A 19,210-nucleotide genomic window follows, 5' to 3' on the forward strand; every position below is an offset into this window, starting at 1 on the left:
GGTTACCAGCGTTTCATCGTGCAGCTCTGCACCATGTAAGCCTTTCCTCGACCTTCTTGCCGCAGTCAGCCTTGCCTCTCCTCCGCGCGCTAATCGTTGTTGTCTCATTCAGTCAGGAATCGCCCCTATGGTATCTCGGTCTGCTCAGATCGCCCGTCGCGCCTTCACGCTTGTCGAACTTCTCGTTGTGATTGCCATCATTGGTGTTTTAATCGCTCTGCTGTTGCCTGCGGTGCAACAGGCTCGCGAAGCCGCTCGCCGTTCGCAATGCACTAACAATCTGAAACAAATTGGTCTCGCCGTCCATAACTTCCACGATACGTTCGGCGAACTGCCACCATCTCGTATCAAGTACGAATACCTCGGCTGGTCTGCGGTCATTCTGCCGTTCATGGAACAAACGAGCCTGTACGATCAAATCGACTTGAAGGTCCGCTACAAAGACCAGACCACCGTCGTTCAACAAGCCAGCATCTCAGGCTATGTCTGCCCCAGCCGTCATTCCCCAGGCGACCAGACCACCGAAGTCCAAGCTGTCAACGTCGACAACGGTGCCGTTTGGGACTACGCCAGCGTCTGCGGTCCCAGCGGCGACGACTCGATCATCCGTCAGGTCGGCCGTGAGAAAGGAATGATCGTTGTGGCGAAGGGTGATCAAAACGCGTACGAAACGCAGACCAATTTCGCATCCGTCACCGATGGCTTATCGAACACCATCATGATTGGCGAACGCCACATTCATAACGACAAGCTGCGCAACGAAAAAACCGGGCACGATGGTCCGATTCTCAGTGGTTGGGCTTACACCACGATGCGTGCGGCTGGCACCGATTACCCCTTGGCCCAGCACAAAAGGGACAACGTGGGCGGGGTCGAGCACCTGGTATTTGGTAGCTTCCACCCAGGCATCGTCAACTTTGTGATGGGAGACGCGAGCGTTCAATCGATCCAAGTGAACATCGACGAAACGAACCTTGGCCGACTGGCCAATCGTGAAGATGGTCAGGTCATCGACGTCTCGTTCTAATTCTCACATCCCAAATATGAGTTCTCAGCGATGCGAACCCCTACAGTTTTCAAATTGCTACTGCTCTTCGCGGGCATCCTGATTTTGGGCTGCGGAAGTAGCAGTGATATCCAACCGGTGACCGGCAAAGTTTTGCTTTCGGATGGCTCGCCCGCCGACGCTGGCGTCATCAAGTTCCGCACCGTCTCGGACGAAGGCGAAGAGGTGAAAGCCTTTGGCCAGATCCAGTCGGACGGAAGCTTTCAATTGACCACCTTCGACGAGGGTGATGGTGCTTTTTTAGGTGAGCATGAAGCCCTCTTATTCTTGCCTGCGATCGGAGATGGCCAGCGTCCCATGAAGACGAAGTCATTTCCCACGAAATACCGTAATTACGAAACGTCCGGACTCAAGTTCAACGTGGGCCCGGGGGAGAACGACTTCGTAATTCGGTTGGAGGCCCGATAACGGCCTTCGGGGGTTAGCCTGACGGCAAGGCGCTAGGCTGCCCCCTTTTTCCTACATTTTCGAGGAGAATCCCGTAGTAAACTGAGGTCCCAGCGTACGATCTTAAAGTAGAGAGCCTGCGAAGACTTCCGCTTTGCTGGCCTTTTCCTTCCCACGATTCCCCGCCGAAACATGCCGCACGAACCATCAGAACGCACTCCTCTGGAAGATGTCGCTCAAGACGAGCGATATGCGGACTTCCTCGCCTACTTCTCGGCGGACTGCGATCGGCTGCATGCATACATTTATTCGCTGCTGCCTCACCATGCCGATGCGGACGATGTGTTTCAGCGATGCAGCATTTTGCTGTGGAAGAAGTTCGATACGTTTGACCAACAACGAGATTTCTTATCGTGGGCCTGCGGGGTGGCATTTTACGAAGTGAAAAACTTCCTTCGCACTGCCCAACGCGACCGGCTTCAGTTCAGCGAATCGTTACTCGATTTGTTGGCGGAAAAGCGGCAAGAAGATCTTTCCAAAGGTGCCGATCACCTGGCTGCGCTGCGACAATGCGTGAAGAAGCTGACCGAGCATCAACAGCAATTAGTCTGGAAAGCCTATAGCAGTGCGATGACCACCGCCGAGCTGGCCGCCGCGTCAGGTCGTTCGGCCCAGACCCTTTACAATCAGTTGGCAACCATTCGCCGCAAGCTGGCCCAATGTGTCCAGATGCGACTCGCCGCCACAGGAGAGGACGCATGAATCGCGACATCAACCAACGTCTGATCGAACTGGTGCATCACAGCGTGCAAGGTACGCTGACTTCGGCCGACCATGCCGAACTCGAACAGTTGCTTCTGGAAAGCTCTGCCGTTCGAGAGCAATATTTCTTGCTCGTCGACCTGGAATATGGCCTGGCGAAGCTGGCCGAAGAAGAAGCTGGCAAACCATTCCCAACCCGCTCGACACCACTGTCCGCGAACAACACCCCATCCCCAGCCAGCTTTGCCTGGCCTTTGATCGCGTTGACACTGGTTGGTTTGATTGCGATTCCGTTGGCCGGCTGGCTGATGCAAGATCGCGATGTCGCGAAGATCAATCCGCTACCAGAGACAACGTCCCCTGCCCTCGCGAGTGATCTGGCTGCCCCACAGCCATCGCCTGCGATGCAGATCGTTCAATTGGCACGCACGCGTTTCTTCGACGAACCTCAGGCATTCGCTCCTGGCGACTCGCTGCAGCTCGATCACGACTATGCCCTGGTCGAAGGGAGCGTGCAGATGCGAAGCAGCACCGGTGCCGAGATGATCGTCCAGGCACCGGCCGTCTTCTCGATCCAATCGGCCGAACAGGTCTTGCTGAAAGTCGGTAACTGCTCGGTCTACGCTCCTGATGGAGCAGAAGGCTTCCGAGTGCTGACGCCTCAGGCCGAAGTGGTCGACAAAGGAACTCGCTTCTCGATCAACGTGAAGGAATCTGGCGAAGCCGATGTCGAAGTGATCGAAGGTGCCGCTGAAGTCTTCCCGGTTGGCCAGGACGAAAAGTCGACCTCGGCTGGTTTACTGCTGGAAGCTGGTCAGGCCCGTGCCATCAATGCCTTGGGGGAAATCGCGTCGACCGATTCCGCCCGCTTCGGCGAAACCTATCGCGCGACGCTCCCGGATCGCATCGTCTCGTTCGAGGCAACGCCCAAGAATGCCGACGATCCGAATCAACTACAAAGCGTTACCGTCCAGCGTGGTGGCAAGTCGTTCACCTACAATGTCGATCAGCTTGTTGGGTTTGATCTGATTCATTTCAAAGTCGGGACCAATACCAACAACATGACCACGCCGCTGGTCAGCATCGACATGAAGCAAGGGGATGACTCCCGTCGCCGAGTCGAATACCTCGATCGCGATCGCTCGCTCTGCACTGGCCTGCTGAACCCAGGCGGCAATGCGATTCCACTGACCACCGATCCTGACATCACGAGCGAAGACCTCGACGTCAGAACGCCTGGTCTGGCGATTCGATTCGAGCAACCCGTCGTGAACGGCCCTGGCCCAGACATTGTCTTCTTCGACCTTCAGGTCGTGCATCATCCAGAACAAGGCGATCCTTTTCATGTTTCGCCGCTGCATTTCGAGACCGGACTGAAGACCGTCACGATTGCCAACTACGACATTTCATTGGCGGACCGTGGTGCCCACGCACTCTGCAACTTCCGCCTCTATGGCTTCGACCGACGTATCCGCAGCATCGAAGAACTTTGCCGAGCCAATCACAACAACGGTGTCGCCCACGCGGTGCCGGCGAAGGTGATTGCCACCGGCATCGATCTTTCCGATCTCGGCTATCCGGAAGGTGCCGAAGTCCACGAGTTGTTCATCCAGGATGCGATGGACGACGACAACCTTATCGATCCTGTCTTCATCGGTGGATTCCCCCCGGTAACGCCACCCGCCTCAACCCAAGAGCCCACCTCAACGGAAGAGTAAATCATGCCACGTCCCCTCCGACTCACGATGTCGCTCGCCATGGTGCTGGTAACCAGCATCGTGGTCCTGCCGCTCCATGCCGACGAGAAAGAAGACGCGCACTTCTTCGAGACGAAAGTGCGTCCGCTGCTGGCTCAACACTGCTTCGGCTGCCATGGCCCGAAAGAGCAGAAGTCGGACCTTCGCATGGATCGCAAGAACCATTTCATGAAGGGTGGCAGTGCCGGCCCGATTGTGGTCCCAGGCAAGCCCGAGGAAAGCGATTTGATCGCGGCCGTGAAGTACGAAAGTTACGAGATGCCTCCGTCCGGGCAACTGCCAGACAAAGACATCGCGATCCTGGAAGCCTGGGTGAAAAACGGAGCTTACTGGCCAGAACATTCGGGCGAGCAGCGTGAAGAAGATGGACCGTTCACCCAAGAAGATCTTTCGTGGTGGGCTTTCCAGCCGCTGTCGCATCCGAAGATTCCTAAGGTCGGCAAAGACGATCACGTCGAAAATCCGATCGACAACTTCGTTCTGGCAAAGCTCAAAGACCAGAAGCTGGCCCCAGCCCCCGCTGCTCCCCGCCGCGAATTGATCCGTCGCGTTTACTTCGACATGCTGGGCGTTCCGCCAACGGCTGAAGAAGTGGAAGCATTCGTCGCCGATAAAAGCCCGACCGCCTACCAGGAACTGGTCGACCGCGTGCTGGAAGATCCTCGCTACGGGCAACGCTGGGCAACGCACTGGCTCGATGTCGTGCGTTATGCCGATTCCGATGGCTATCGCCAGGATGCCTATCGTCCGCTGGCATGGCGGTATCGCGACTACGTGATCCGCAGCCTGAATGAAGACAAGCCTTACAATCAGTTCATGAGCGAACAACTGGCTGGCGATGAAATCGCTCCGCACGATCCGGATGCGATGATCGCGACTTACTTTCTGCGAGGTGGCGTCTACGAATACAACAGCCGCGACGCGGAAGGCCAGCAGGTATTGATCCTGGACGAACTGACCGACACCGTGGGTGACGTGTTCATGGGGATGGGGATCGCCTGTGCCCATTGCCACAACCACAAGTTCGACCCGATCCTGCATGACGACTATTACCGCCTGCAAGCGTTCTTCAAACCGATGGTCTGGAAGAACGATCAACCGATTGCCACCGCGGAAGAACAAAAGAAGTACGCCGAAGATCTCGCCAAATGGGAAACGAAGCATGCGGAACTGATCAGCAAGATTGCCGAGATCGAAGAGAAGCCTCGCGAGAAAGCTCGCCGTAAGGCGGTTGAGATGTTCCCGGAAGAAGTCCAGGAAATGTACTGGAAGCCTGCCGACGAACGCACGACCTACGAGAACCAGATCTTCTACCTGGTCGAGGAACAAGTCGGCTTCGAGCATGACCGTTTGACCAACTACATTCCGAAGGACAAGAAACAACACTGGGAAGATCTGAAGAAGAAGCTGCAGGACGTGCTCGGTCAGAAGCCAAAATCGCTGCCAGTCGCGAACGTTGCTGTCGATGCTCGCGGCACGATCCCGCCGACAATCAATCCCGACGACAAGACGAAGCGAGAAATCAAGCCGGGCTTCCTGACGATTCTCGACGCCGATAACGCCGAAATCGATCCTTCGTCGATCGAGAACTCACACAGCAGCGGTCGCCGTGCGGCGTTGGCCAAGTGGCTCTCGCGTGACGACAATCCACTCTCACCACGCGTGATTGTGAATCGCATTTGGCAGTATCACTTTGGTGTGGGCCTTTCCGGCAACTCGAGCGACTTCGGTCGCCTGGGCGAGCCACCATCCCACCCGGAACTACTCGACTGGCTCACCGGCGAGTTCATCCAGAATAACTGGCGGATGAAGCCGATCCATCGGGCCATCCTGCTTTCAGCAACCTATCAGCAGACCTCACTGGTCGACATGCCGGAAACAGCCAAGATGGTCGACCCGAAAAATCGGCTACTGTGGAAGTTTCCTTCGCGTCGATTGGACGCAGAACAGATTCGCGACGCAATGCTGGCGGTCAGCGGCGAGCTTTCCGAAAAGACCGAAGGCCCAGCCTCGTCCAGCAACAGCCCGGTTCGGACCGTCTTCACCAAGAAGATGCGTAACTCGCCGGATGCCCTGCTGGAGAGCTTTGACTCACCCAATGGTTTCGCCAGTGTGGCTCAGCGTAATGCGACCACTACCGCCACCCAGTCGCTGCTGATGATCAACGGTGACTGGACGCTGAAGCGTTCCGAAGCGATGGCCAAGCGGCTTTACCGCGAGCATGGCACCGACTTCGCCGCGATCGTTCGCGAGAGCATTGAAGAATCCTACGGGCGTCCAGCCCAGCCAGAAGAAGTGGAATTGGCACTGACCTATATTGAGCAGCAAGTTGCCTACAACCGCGAGTTGAACAAGGCCAACGCGGGCGACATCCCGTCGACCGCGCTGCTGGACGAACCTCAGATGCAGCGATGGAGCACCGCCTTCAACATCAACGATTCCATCGGGCATCAGACGTTGACCCTGCCCGATACGAAAGCTTTGCCATCGCATAACTTCTCGATTGAAGCGATCGTGTTCAATCGCACCCTCTTTAAAGACGCGTCGGTTCGTACCATCGCCTCGCACTGGAACGGGTCGAATTCGACGCCAGGCTGGAACTTCGGCATCACCAGCGAAAAGTCAGCCTATCGTCCCCGCAATCTGATTCTTCAGTTGATCGGCAAAGACAAGGGCGGCAATGTGAAGTACGAAGTGGTTCCTTCCAACATTCGCATCCCCGCCGACAAGCCTTACTACGTGGCAGCCTCGGTGAACTTCGACAAGGGAACCGTAACCTTCTTTGCCCGTGACATGTCGTACGACGAATCGGAACTCGAAACGGCCGTCGTGAAGACTTCGATCGTCGGCGATTGCGGGACCCAGTCGCTTCGCTTCTGCGTGGGTGGCCGGGACTCGAAGAGTTCTCACAACTGGGATGGCTTGATTGACGAAGTTCGCCTTTCGCGAGAAGCGATCTCCGAAGATTCACAGATCATGATCAACAATCCGAACAGCCTGGTGACCGACGACACGGTCGGTATGTGGCGATTTGTTCGCTCCGATCCACGCGGCCCCTTGGCCGAGATGGAGAGCGACCAGTACGAACTGGAACTGAATACCAGCAACGAGCGGCACGGCCTCACACCGGAGCTGACCGCTTTGAGCGACTTCTGCCACGTGCTGCTGAACTCGAGTGAGTTTCAGTTCATGGACTAAGTCGTCGCCGCCCCTGATTGCCTACCTCACCCAACTCCGAAGGGAGCCCTATCATGACCAATCGACCTCACATCGAAGTCCCCACTTCGCGTCGCGAATTCCTCGCCAAATCTGGTGGGGGATTTGGAGCTATGGCTCTGGCAGCGTTGATGGGAGGCGAAGCGTCGGCGGCTCCGGTCGATCCTCGTGCGCCCAAGACAACGCACTTCCCGTCGAAGGTGAAGAACGTCATCTTCTTGTTCATGGAAGGTGGCCCGAGCCATATCGACCTGTTCGATCCCAAGCCTCTGCTGAACGAACTGGCCGGCCAAAAGCTGCCCGAAAGCTTCGGCAAAGTGATTCTGGCGATGGGCGAGAACGACGCTCCGCTGATGCGTTGCCCTCGTAAGTGGAAGCAACATGGTGAAAGTGGTCTGTGGGTATCCGACTGGTTCCCCGAGATCGCGACCTGTGCCGACGACCTGTGCGTGATTCGCTCGTGCGTTTCAGACGGGATCAATCACTCCTCTGGTGTTTGTCAGATGAACACCGGCCACGTGATCGGTGGCCGGCCATCGCTGGGTGCCTGGGCAACCTACGGGCTGGGAACTGAAAACCAGGACATGCCTGCCTTTGTCGTTCTCACCGATGGTAAGGGACAAGTCGTGAATGGTCCACGTAACTGGGGCAGCGGTTTCATGCCGGCGGCTTACCAGGGCGTTCAGTTCAAGTCAGGTGCCGATCCGATTCTGAACTTGAATCCACCAAGCCACATCTCTAACAAGCGTCAGCGAGCCAAGCTTGACCTGCTGGGGCAGTTCGACCGCAACCACGCCGATCAGCGGAGCGACGTTTCGGAACTGGAAGCCCGTATCAAGTCGTACGAACTGGCGTTCCGCATGCAATCGGCCGCTCCCGAGATCGTCGATCTGTCGACCGAGACCGAGGAGACCAAGCTGCTTTATGGCTTGGATCAAAAAGAAACGAATGTCTTCGGCAGCAACTGTCTGTTGGCACGTCGTCTGGTCGAGAATGGTGTTCGGTTCGTTCAACTTTACAGCGGAGCCGGCAGCGGCTGGGACGCTCACAGCAACATCGAAGGTAATCATGGCCGGCTGTGCAAAGAAGTCGACAAGCCCATCGCCGGTCTGCTGAAAGACCTGAAGCGTCGCGGCCTGTGGGACGAAACGCTGGTGATCTGGGGCGGCGAGTTCGGACGAACGCCGATGTCCGAAAAAGGAAACGGTCGCGATCACAACCCAACTGGGTTCACCATGTGGATGGCTGGTGGGGCGATCCCAGGCGGCCGCACCATTGGTTCGACCGACGAGCTGGGCCTGAAGGCGGTCGAGAATCCACTGCATGTCCACGACCTGCACGCAACCATTATGCGTGTGCTGGGTGTCGACCACACCAAGATGATCTATCGCCACAAAGGTCGTCCGGAACGGATCGACATGAACGAAGGTCGAGCAGAACTGAAGGTGCTTGGCCTCGGCTAAGTGACCTACATCATTCGGCGTGGAGTGGCGTAGTCGCGAATCTGATCGGTGACCAGGTCATACGGCCAGAAGATCAACCACGACTGCTCCTCGCCGGAGGCTTCGCACAGCGTCTCGAAGCTTTCGACGACGCGTACCTCGCTCCAACCCAAATCTGCCGCGGGCAAATCATCTGGCAGGAATCGCCGTACCGTCGCAGGGCAATCCGGCAGATAGTTCAGCACCAGAAGCGGCCCGAACGAATCGCGGCGAATGAGCGCCGGTAAGTGTCCCTGAAATTCGGTCGAAAGTCCAAACACGACGCCTTGGCCGGGATGGGCTTCGCGGCGATCGAGTTCGTTCCATCGATCGGTCAGCTCTTTCGCCGAACGGTACAGCACCACCGTCCAGTTGGCCTGACCAAACACGACATGGACTGCCAGCAACTCTTCTTCCGAGTGCTGCAACGAATGCTGCTTGCTCCAATCCGCGGCCACGGAAGGAGTGCGACAGATGAGATCCAATGCGTGGGGCGCGCCGGTCAGAACAGCATTGGGGTGCTCAGGTCCCAAAGTCAGGGAGTGTGAGTTTGTGCGTATCATCACAGAGTCCTTGAAGCGCGAAGCGACAGTAAACGGTCGTGGGGTTTGTTCCGTTTCTTTCTACGCTGGTTGGATAAGATACAGATGAGGCGAAGATAAGTTCCACTTCATTTTAAGCGTAGTCATTCAATATCGACACGTATTTGTCGCGGAAATCAGTCGAACATGAAGCCGAATTTATCTTCAATCCTTCTGCCAGCAGACTGGCTGCTAGAATCTCTAGAGTGGCCTTCGTGCCCCAAAACCAAACAGAGCCAACCCTAACGCAGGCCATTTGTGAGTAGCCGCATTCTGATCGTAGAAGACGAAGCCCCCATCGCCGATTTTTTGCTGCGCGGATTAGGGGAAGAAGGCTATTGGGTCGAGCGTGCCGCCGATGGACAGTCCGCCTGGGATTTGCTGCAAACCACATCCTACGATCTGATTCTTTTGGACTGGTGGCTACCCGGCCTGGACGGGATTGATGTGCTGCGAAGCTTCCGTGCGATCAATCGCACAACGCCAGTGCTGTTTCTCACCGCCCGCGATGCTGTCACGCAGCGGGTCGAAGGACTTGATGCAGGGGCGGATGATTATCTGGTCAAACCGTTCGCCTTCGCGGAACTTCTGGCACGTGTCCGGGCCCTCCTTCGCCGGCCAGAGCAACACTCGAGCCTGATGCTTGAATACAAAGACATCCGCGCCGATCTTGGCTCGCAGAAGGCAACGCGTGACGGATCGGCACTCGACCTGACGGCGAAAGAGTTCTCGCTGCTGTGCTTGTTCCTGCAAAACCCTGGCAAGATCCTGACGCGAACCCGGATCTTCGATTCGGTGTGGGGCGACAACTTCGACGGCCATTCCAACACGATCGAAGTCCATGTGAAAGAACTGCGTCGGAAGCTCGAAAAGCATGGACCGCGCGTGATTCTAACTCGCCGTAATCGTGGTTACCTGCTGGAAGAAACCGAGGCTTAAGATGACACTCGTCGATCGAGTTTCGGCATTCTTTCTGGCAGCCTTGGCGGTTTGCCTGGTGACGTTGTCCGCGGTGATGTACCTCGTCATCGAGCACTACATCTATGCCCGCTTCGATGGTCAGCTGCGTGGTTCGCTGCATGTGTTGGCCGCCGTGATCGAAGCCGAAGAAGACTCGATCAAATGGCAACCTCTGGAACATGCCATCGAGCTATGGCGTGATCAGGCGCCTGAAGATATTCGCTGGGTGCTTGTCGGCGAGAAGGGCCAGGTCATCGATCAAACGACCCACCATCATGGCCCGCATGAAATCGACGCCGACCTCCTTTCGCTTGCCCATACCCGCATGGCGACTGCCAACGATCCGATTGAGATCGGCAAATGGCGTTGCCTGCAGGAAGAGATTGTCGCTCTCGATCCACTGCCAGAATCGGAACGTGAAGAAGACGACTTCGAACGCATCCTGGTTACGGTCGCGCGACCTGCCAAGCAGCTGGAAGTCGACATGTTTCGACTTGGGGTTTTATTCACACTGCTGCCACTGGTGATGTGGATCGTCGCCGCGCTGCTTGGGCGGGCCTTTTGCCGCCGTGCCTTGCGCCCAGTGCACGACATCGCCAAGCAAGCCCACCGGATCAAGCCAAACGATTTCTCGTCGCGACTGCCGGTGTCTCCCCAGCGAGACGAATTGGCCGACATGGCTGAGGCATTCAACGGACTGCTCGATCGACTGGAACAATCGTTCTTACGGCAGCAAGCGTTTGCAGGAGACGCAGCTCATCAGTTGAAGACACCACTGACCGCCCTGCGAGGACAGATCGATGTGGCCCTGCTCCGTTCACGTTCACCCGAGGAATATCAGCGCACACTCCAGACGCTCTGCGAGCAGACGCTTCAGTTGCAGCACATTATCGAAGCACTCTTGATGCTGGCTCGCGACGACCAGGAAGAACCCGACGATTGGCAATCGGTCGAGTTGGGCGAATGGTTTGCCAGCTATCGCGCGAAGTGGTCGAACCATGCCCGAGCCGGCGATCTACATTGGCCTTCAGTGGCCGAATGGTCGGTCCCCACTTCGCCAGGGCTGCTGCAAGTTGTGCTCGATAACTTCCTCGAGAACGCCTTCAAGTTCAGCCCCGATGGCACCCCCATCGAAATCACTTGCCATCCGCAGCGAGATCACGTCGAGATCTCGGTGATCAACGAAGGCGGATCGATCCAGGCGGAAGACCAGGAGCGGATCTTTGAACCGTTCTATCGCTCTGAAACGGCTCGCCGCCAAGGCATCGCCGGCACCGGCCTCGGCCTGGCAATGGTCGCGCGAATTGCCCGTCGCCTCCATGGGGACGTTCGCGTTGATTCCCCAAATGAATCAAAATCCAGATTCACGCTGCAGATTCCGAGCTAGACTTGGCCAACCGCAGGCGGCATGTGCTGTCAGCGATGTCTCCTTTGCTCATACAGAATCGCGCCAAAACCGATCACGATTTGACCACGCTTGTTTAGATCTGATCAAATTTCGACTTCGTGAAATTTTTCCCATTTACATATTTCTCGAGCCTTGGGACACTGCCCGAAGAAGGAAATATTGTTGTAGGGATACAGCGACGATGTCGCATCGTTCTAGGCGGAATGATGAACGTTGGGCATTAGGATTTAGTGGAATCGGAACCTCAGAATTAAGGAGTCCAACCATGGTCCGCTTTGCCATCATCGAGGTAAATCGAACTCTGACAATCGCTCAAGTCACGCCAGGCCAACTGCCTGAAGACACCGCTCGCGAAGAGCGGGGTTACCTGGTCGACCCGGGCACGTACCGGTCGTACGATCAGGCTCGCGCCGTGCTGAACAAGATCCTACGGATTGAATCCGTCGAAACCGACCTGGCCCCTTCACAGGCTTAGGCCGGCTTTGTTGTTGAGATCTCGCAGGGACTCCTCTCCCTGCGATTTTCTCAAAATTTTTCGAGTGCGCCGCTTCTCTTTCGCCTCGTTCCTTTAGGCTAGGCGCCCCGTCACGCAGAGGGATCTTGGGCCGTACAATCAGTACGATCCGACTGGATTCTCTCATCAGACTCTTCGATTGTGACGCAATTCAACGAACCAAATCTTGGTTCGCCTTCCATTTCAGTCCCTCGGGCAATCGTCCGCCCCAAGGGATGTCCGCGCGCGATTGAACCTCGGTCGAGCCTGATTAGTATGAAATGAAGCAACAATGTCCGTCCCCAATTCATACTCCCTAGTTTTCGCCTTTCTGTTTTGGAGGCCCCTTTCGATGATTACACGTATTTTTGCATCCCTGGCCCTGGTAGCGATCGTAGGCAGCTCGCTCGTATCGACCGCCGAAGCTGGTTTGTTTGGCCGCCGTGCAAGCTTCCCTGGGCACCACGCTCCTCGTACCTCGTATCGCGTCTACAACTCGACTCCTAGCTATTCGACGCCTGCGATCAGCATCATCCGCCACGTCAACGATCCTTCGATGTTCTTGAACGAATCGAACTACGGCGAAAGCTAATCGCAAACTGCTCACTCCAAGCACGGCAGCCATGTTTGTTCTGCAAACGTGGCTGTTTTTATGCGCGATCGCTCGTGGCAAGAAACGACCATGCCCGCACGAGGCGGGCAAGGAAGCTGGGAGCAGGAGCTATCGAGTCTGAATGGCAGTTATTATTCGCCGTAGCTACTTTGATTGCGAGGCAGTGTAGCGACGTGTGGCACTTCTACCGCATTCGCATCGGCGACCGGCGATTTTCCGCCGCCAGTCGAATCGATCGCGCCACCACAGCTGTCGCAGCAGAATTCAACGACACACTTATAAACCGGCACCTCTACCGTGATGGTCTTTTTGACCAACACTTTCCGGGTACGGCAATGCGTCGCCACAGGAGCCTTGGTGCAGCAGCCAGCGGCACAATCGCCACAGCCTGCTTCGCCACAGCCCATCTTCTTATGTCCCCACAGCGAGATGCCAAACAAACTGTCCGGCAACATCGAACTAGGCAGCAGGCCGCAGACGTCTTCGCATTCGCAATCGAAGACCGTCTTCTTGACCTTCTTCATTTCGCAGACAATTCGCGTGTGCTTCTGACAGGCACATTGCTGAGTACAGCGAGCACAGCACGATGGCTCGCCGTAAACGACTTGTGGCATCGACTCGACCGGAGGCACCTTCGTCGCGACAGGCACCGCCTTTTCCATTTGGACAGGAACCGGCGGGATCACAAATGGCTCTTGCGAGCGGACCTGACCTGAGAAACAAGCCAGCATCGCAACCAGCATCAGCGTTAGAATCTTGGTACGCATTGTTCTTTCCCTTGTGGGCAATATTCGTAGTTCTTTCGTGTTCAACTTGATAAGCGAAGTGGGCGTCGTGGCGACTAAAAGTCGTACTGCATTCGCATCTGGAAGATCTGCAGCACGCCATCCGAAGCGACCTGATCCTCAGTGTTCGAGTAGACGTACTCGAACATCGCTCGTGAGAACGGGCTGAGATACCAGTTCAAGCCAACCAGGTGGCGATGGTCGCGACCACCGAAAATGTTGTCGCTGTTCAAATCGTCGTGAGCGAATCGGTACGCCAGTTCCCAGGCACCCCAGCCATTGCAGATATAGTTATCTTCTGTACGAACCCGGAAGAAGTTCTCGTAAGGAACCACGCGATTGGCGAACGAACCCGACTTGCGGTTGTAGGCCCGGTTCTCACCGGTCAGCACGTAGCTGGCTTGAATGTAGTAATGGTTGAGTGCTTCCGAACCGAAGTCATCCGTATCGATCGAAGCGATATGGTATTCCGACTGCAAAATGAACGAACCATAAGCGTAAGCAGCTTCCAGTTCCAACTGTTGGTAAGAGTCGGCATTGATCACGCCGGTGTCGACGATGATCGGAGCCAGGGCCGAGTCAGGTCGGTTCTGGAACTGAGCTGTTCCGTCGCCCAGATGTCGCCAGCTGTAGCCGGCACCAACGTGGATCAGACCACGTCCGCCGCTGGCTTCGTCGTACCATGGCAAGTACGTCACACGCCCGGTGATCGCCGAGGAGTCATTGTCATTCTGATAGAAAGGCGGCTTGGAGCCAACTTCGGAAACGAACAGACCGACCCCATAGGTCCAGTTGGCTTCGTCGTTGTTCGAGTGAGCCATGATGCCCATGTTACGTCCAAGATTGAACGGACTGGCACGTTCCATCGTGGTCAGATACTTGTTCGGGGTAAGCTGTTCCATGCCCCACGGCTCGAAGAAGTGCCCCACGCGAAAGTTCTGGATGTAAGGGAGTTCGCCAAAGTCGAGGTAAACGTCGAGCAAGCTGACCTGACCGGCGAGATCGAACCACAAGCGGTACTCGGTGTTTTCGAGCATGTTGCCTTTCAGTTCGACCCATGCCCAGCGAACCTTCATCGCGTTTTCGGCATCACCGACCTGATCCATGCTCTCGTCGTTCTGCCCAAAGACGGCCGAGTCGATAAAGACACGTCCGCCGACGTTGACCGATGGCTTGAGAGCCGCTTTGGCTGCCGCGGCTGCCTCCGCCTTCTCAACCGACTTTCTCCATTTCATTAACGCGTCGACGTCGCCGATCAGGTCTGGGGCAGCGCTGCCGGGGGCACTTACATTCATGGCAGGCGTCTCGAACTTGGAACGATTCAGCTCTCGTTTCAATTCGTCGATCTGCGCTTGCAGTGCCGCGGCTTGATCCGCCGTGATCATTTCTGCCGTCGGCGGTGGTGGAAGAGGCGTGGGATAATAGGTTGGTCCCGCGAACTCATACTGAGCCATTGCCGTATGGCAATAGCTCACCATCACGACTGTGGCAATCACAATCCATCGTTTCATTGAAATCTGCCCCGAAGATAATTTCAGAATTTCGAGATAAACCGGTTCAACCGTCCCCCGGCATCAACTGGTTCGACTTCACACCACTATGGGCTAGACGCTTTGTTGCGCTTTACGGGCTTTGATGATGATTCCCGCAGTCCCCGATTTTCTGTTATTCCAGCTACGGTGAGTTTGGCGCCTACTCTCTGCATAATTCCGGACTTGAGCCCACCACCCGAATGGGATGCCTTTCCCGCTCTCTAGCATGGCATTTCGGGTCAAAACGATGCAGGTTACCGCAATTGAGGGCCAAATCGAGATCATCCTTGCGCCTTACTGCTCATGAAACCTCCATGTGACCTAGGGTTCTGCAATCGCGTTGTCATTGGTGGCGACGCTCACATTTATCAAGGATCTGAACATGTGGCTTCCAAAGGCCACGGGGCAGGAGATTCAGCATGTTTAACACCAAGGGCAAAATCGGGGGGCTGGTGGCAATCAGTTGCCTGTCGCTCGTTCTTCTCATTGGTCTCGGGTGGTACGCCCTCTCTTCGCAAGTGAAGAGTCTCGACGACATCGTCGACAATCAATTTCTGGTTCTGATCGACGAAAAAGTTACACCGCTGCTGAAGGACGAAATCCTTCCGTTCCTGAACGAAGACCTGGTGCGAATGCAAGAGATGCAGGCAAGTATCGTGCTGATGCTCGATGCCGACCGCGATGCTTACCAGGCGTTGGTTGCTGAGATCGAAGCCCGTAACATGTCCCAGACCGGCAATGACAATCAGGAAGAATATGCCGGTTTTGTCAAGGATCACGAGGACAATATCGGTCAAATCGATCGCCGAGTTGGGCAGTCGCGTGATGGCATCTTCAGCCAAGAGGCGATGGCTCACCTCGACGAATCGCTCGCTCGTCTGGAAGAATGGAAAGTGATTACCCGTCAGATCGTTGCCAGGTCGGCACCCGGCAACGAATACAACGACGAGCAAATGGACAAGATGATCGCGGAGTCGCTGGTTGCCTTTGAAGCCTTCCGCGAACCGCTGGATGGTGCCAAAGAACAGCTGCAGCTCGATATCGCCGCTGCCCTGGAAGCGATTCAGAAAAAGAAGCAGTTGATCAACGAAAGCGAACAGAAAGCGAGCGAAAGCCGTGAGTCCGTGGTCGCGACTTCGCAAGACGTCCGCCAGACTGCCTCCGCTTCGGTGACTAGCTTCCTAGTGATTGGCGGTCTCGCGATTTTGTTGACGATGGTCCTGGGTGTCCTGATCGCTCGCTCGATCATCGCACCGCTCAACACCACGATTCAAATGCTCGATGGTATTGCCGCTTCCGGCGGCGACCTCACCCAGCGACTGGTGATGGATCGTAAAGATGAGTTCGGCATTCTGGCCAACTCGTTCAATCGCTTCGTCGAGAAGATTCAGCATGTGGTCAGCCGGATTGCTTCCAACTCGGAAGTGCTCGTGACCTCGTCCAACGAACTGAACGCCACCGCCGGCAGTTTGTCGAAGGGTGCCGAAGATACTTCGCTGCGAAGTTCGTCGGTCGCCGCCGCCGCGGAAGAAATGTCGGTCTCGATTACCAACATTCAGCGTACAACTCACGACATGAACGACAGTTTCAACATGGTTGCGACCGCGGTCGACGAAATGACTCGCAGCATTTCCGAAATCGCCACCAACACCGAACAGTCGTCGTCGATCGCCAACTCCGCTTCGGTGACGGTTGGTAGCAGCCACGAAAAGATGCAAGTCCTGAGTCAGGCCGCCGAAGAAATCGGCCGCGTGACCGAAGTGATTCAAGACATCGCCGAGCAAACCAACCTGCTCGCTTTAAACGCGACCATCGAAGCATCGCGAGCCGGGGAAGCTGGCCGAGGTTTCGCTGTGGTTGCCACCGAAGTGAAGGCTCTGGCCCGTCAAACGGCCGAAGCGACCGACGACATCCGCAAGCGAATCGCCGGTATCCAAAGCTCGGCCACGCTCGCCGTCGAAACGATCTCGGACGTCGACAACGTTGTCAAACAGGTTCACGACATCTCGATGACGATTGCTGCCGCGGTGGAAGAGCAGCGCTGCGTCGCTCAAAGCATCTCGGAACAGTTGACCAACGTCGCCTCCGGCGTTCAGTCGGTCTCGCATAGCCTCGATCAGTCGAGCGAAGCGAGTGCGGAAGTCAGCCGCAACATCGCCCAGGTCGACGATGTCGCCAGCCGCACGGCATGCGACGCCGCCAAGACCGGCGAAGTCGGTACGCGAATGACATCGCTCGCTGCACAGTTGAAAGAAACCCTGGCCGAGTTCAGCTACTAAGCACAACTCAGTCGAATTCGACCCACAGCCAAGTCCGGCAGGAATCTCCTGCCGGACTTGTTTTGTTTCTTGGTGACACTCAGGGAGTCAGCGACACCAACTCCCCTTCTCCGATCACGACACCAAACGCATCCAGTAGATACTGGTTTGCTTCGTCAGAGCTCGCCTGGGCATTCTGGCTAAGCAGCAGCTTACCATCGAACGCAACCTTGCTTGGCGTGGAACGTTCCTCTGGAACTCCTAATCGAACGACTGCGAAGCGTGAAGCATCGTCCTTGCGATACTGAATCACCGCCGCGTGAGCCAGACCATCCCACTTTGCCTTCAACGTTTCACCGGCCATCACACCGGAAGCTTTCCATTGCTTTCGCATGGCAATCAAGTCTCGATACCAGGCCAACGTCTCCGCGTTTCCTTGCTCGTTCGAGCCAATCCGCGAACGTTCGAACGCTTCGCTCGACAAACAAGAAATCGTCTCGGCCCAGCTATGCTGCGGATACTCCCGACGCCGACCTTCCTCAACGGCAACGCGCAGATGGGCATCGCCGAAGTCGGTGAAGAAATAGAACGGACTCTCCGACGCGAACTCTTCCCCCATGAACAACATCGGAATCGCCGGCAACATCAACATAATGGCCGCCGACGCACGATGTGCCTCGTGCGAGGTGACCTGGTGCAGTCGGCCACCATCGGGATGGTTGCCGATGAAGTCGTGGTTTTGAATCGAAAAGATCAACGACTCCCAGTCGTCAGAAGTTGCGTCTTCCGATAGCGGGATTCGGCGACGCTTCTTCTCGAACGTTCCGAGGAAGGCGTACCCGCGCCGCAAAACCGTGTCGATATCTTCCCCCGGCAAGTAGCGTCGATCCGACATATGCTCGTCCGGACGAATCTCAGCCGCGACCGCGTGCAGAAAGTCGTCGCACCAGATCGCATCGAAACCATAGCCTTGCTGGTCGAGCGGAGTCAGCAACTGTGGATCGTACACATTGCTTTCCGCGATCAAATGCAACTCGCGTCCCAGTTTCTCTTGCAGGCTGGCAAACAAGGCTCCGACGTCAGCCACGATGTGTCGCGGCGATTCGTCCAGAATGCAGTGCGTCGCGTCGAGACGCAGACCATCGAAGTGAAACTCTTCGAGCCAATACCGCACGTTTTCGACGATGTAGTCCCGCATCATTTCGCAGTCGTCGCCATCCAAGTGCGGTGCATCTCCCCACACCGTTTGATGACGCGGCGAAACATAGCCACCAAACGGATGCAGATAATTCCCCTCCGCGCCGAAGTGGTTGTAAACGACATCCAGGATCATCGCGATGCCGCGATGGTGCGCCGCATCGATCAACTGCTTCAACTGGTCCGGCGTTCCGAACGATTCGCGCGGCGCGAAGAAGTCGGTCCCGTCGTAGCCCCAGTTCCAGCGGCCAGCAGACTGGGCGACCGGCATCACTTCGATTGTGTTAATGCCCAAAGCGACCAACTCGTCCAGCCGCTCGATCGCCGACAGGTAGGTCCCTTCCTCGGTGAAGGTTCCAATATGGAGTTCGTACAAAACCATCTCGGACTTCGGCAGCCCCTTCCAGGCGTCGTCTTGCCAGTCGTACGCATCAGAGTCGATCAACTGCGATGCCTGATGAACTCCGTCTGGCTGAAAACGCGTTGCCGGATCTGGCCGCAAGTTGCCATCGGGCATGCGAAACCAATATCGCGTTCCGGCAGGCACTTTAGCTTCGGCAACAAACGTACGGCCTCCCTGATCTTTCATCGCGATCTCGTGCGGGTCGGTTCCCTCGAGCCGAAGGGTCAGACTTTCGCACGCCGGAGCATGAACCGTAAAGCGAACGTTGCCATTGGGCTGAATCGTAGGGCCAAAAGTGCGAGGCATAACAA

General features: G+C 56.3%; 15 protein-coding genes. 11 read left to right on the forward strand and 4 right to left on the reverse strand.

All coding sequences use genetic code 11. From position 1 onward, the window contains the following. Positions 1–127: 127 nt before the first annotated feature. From ABD890_RS09065 to ABD890_RS09090, 6 genes are all read left to right on the forward strand, one after another. Positions 128–1,027: a DUF1559 family PulG-like putative transporter gene (locus ABD890_RS09065; protein WP_345088028.1), complete on the forward strand. Its 900-nt coding sequence runs from the start codon at positions 128–130 to the stop codon at positions 1,025–1,027. 30 nt (positions 1,028–1,057) lie between these two features. Continuing rightward, positions 1,058–1,474, forward strand: a complete 417-nt coding sequence (locus ABD890_RS09070; protein ID WP_345088030.1) for a hypothetical protein — start codon at positions 1,058–1,060, stop codon at positions 1,472–1,474. 171 nt (positions 1,475–1,645) lie between these two features. After that, positions 1,646–2,215, forward strand: coding sequence for a sigma-70 family RNA polymerase sigma factor (locus ABD890_RS09075; protein ID WP_345088032.1), 570 nt, complete (start codon positions 1,646–1,648; stop codon positions 2,213–2,215). Next, positions 2,212–3,933, forward strand: coding sequence for a FecR domain-containing protein (locus tag ABD890_RS09080; protein WP_345088035.1), 1,722 nt, complete (start codon positions 2,212–2,214; stop codon positions 3,931–3,933). The genes ABD890_RS09075 and ABD890_RS09080 overlap by 4 nt, the downstream gene beginning before the upstream one ends. Before the next feature lie 3 nt (positions 3,934–3,936). After that, entirely contained in the window at positions 3,937–7,170 is a 3,234-nt protein-coding gene (locus ABD890_RS09085) for a DUF1549 domain-containing protein (protein WP_345088037.1), read from the forward strand. A 53-nt stretch (positions 7,171–7,223) separates the two neighbouring features. Then, positions 7,224–8,651: a DUF1501 domain-containing protein gene (locus tag ABD890_RS09090; protein WP_345088039.1), complete on the forward strand. Its 1,428-nt coding sequence runs from the start codon at positions 7,224–7,226 to the stop codon at positions 8,649–8,651. A 5-nt stretch (positions 8,652–8,656) separates the two neighbouring features. On the opposite strand, the gene ABD890_RS09095 is transcribed toward ABD890_RS09090, so the two are convergent. Beyond that, complete coding sequence (locus ABD890_RS09095; protein ID WP_345088042.1) at positions 8,657–9,127, reverse strand: hypothetical protein; 471 nt, start codon at positions 9,125–9,127, stop codon at positions 8,657–8,659. Positions 9,128–9,508: 381 nt separating this feature from the next. On the opposite strand from ABD890_RS09095, the gene ABD890_RS09100 reads away from it, so the two are divergent. The 4 genes from ABD890_RS09100 to ABD890_RS09115 all read left to right on the forward strand — a co-directional run bounded on the left by ABD890_RS09100 (position 9,509) and on the right by ABD890_RS09115 (position 12,703). After that, positions 9,509–10,189: a response regulator transcription factor gene (locus ABD890_RS09100; protein WP_345088043.1), complete on the forward strand. Its 681-nt coding sequence runs from the start codon at positions 9,509–9,511 to the stop codon at positions 10,187–10,189. Position 10,190: 1 nt separating this feature from the next. Beyond that, positions 10,191–11,597: an ATP-binding protein gene (locus ABD890_RS09105; RefSeq protein WP_345088045.1), complete on the forward strand. Its 1,407-nt coding sequence runs from the start codon at positions 10,191–10,193 to the stop codon at positions 11,595–11,597. 286 nt (positions 11,598–11,883) lie between these two features. Further along, positions 11,884–12,093, forward strand: a complete 210-nt coding sequence (locus tag ABD890_RS09110; protein ID WP_345088047.1) for a hypothetical protein — start codon at positions 11,884–11,886, stop codon at positions 12,091–12,093. A 370-nt stretch (positions 12,094–12,463) separates the two neighbouring features. Further along, positions 12,464–12,703 carry a hypothetical protein gene (locus ABD890_RS09115; RefSeq protein WP_345088050.1) on the forward strand — a complete coding sequence of 80 codons (240 nt, stop codon included), beginning with the start codon at positions 12,464–12,466 and terminating at the stop codon, positions 12,701–12,703. A 152-nt stretch (positions 12,704–12,855) separates the two neighbouring features. Here the strand turns inward: ABD890_RS09115 and ABD890_RS09120 are convergent, their stop codons facing one another. Both ABD890_RS09120 and ABD890_RS09125 read right to left on the reverse strand, forming a co-directional pair. Next, a complete protein-coding gene (locus ABD890_RS09120) occupies positions 12,856–13,491 on the reverse strand; it encodes a hypothetical protein (protein ID WP_345088052.1) in 636 nt (211 codons plus the stop codon). Positions 13,492–13,565: 74 nt separating this feature from the next. Beyond that, positions 13,566–15,020 carry an OprO/OprP family phosphate-selective porin gene (locus tag ABD890_RS09125; RefSeq protein ID WP_345088054.1) on the reverse strand — a complete coding sequence of 485 codons (1,455 nt, stop codon included), beginning with the start codon at positions 15,018–15,020 and terminating at the stop codon, positions 13,566–13,568. A gap of 440 nt (positions 15,021–15,460) precedes the next feature. Between ABD890_RS09125 and ABD890_RS09130 the strand changes: the two genes are divergently transcribed. Then, positions 15,461–17,320, forward strand: a complete 1,860-nt coding sequence (locus ABD890_RS09130) for a methyl-accepting chemotaxis protein (protein ID WP_345088056.1) — start codon at positions 15,461–15,463, stop codon at positions 17,318–17,320. A gap of 79 nt (positions 17,321–17,399) precedes the next feature. Here ABD890_RS09130 and treZ read toward each other — a convergent pair whose 3' ends face one another. Continuing rightward, the gene (gene treZ / locus ABD890_RS09135) at positions 17,400–19,205 is read right to left on the reverse strand and encodes a malto-oligosyltrehalose trehalohydrolase (protein ID WP_345088059.1); all 1,806 of its coding nucleotides are present in this window, start codon (positions 19,203–19,205) and stop codon (positions 17,400–17,402) included. Positions 19,206–19,210 lie beyond the last annotated feature (5 nt).

It is taken from the genome of Bremerella cremea, assembly GCF_039541315.1.
In the GTDB taxonomy this organism is placed as follows: domain Bacteria; phylum Planctomycetota; class Planctomycetia; order Pirellulales; family Pirellulaceae; genus Bremerella; species Bremerella cremea.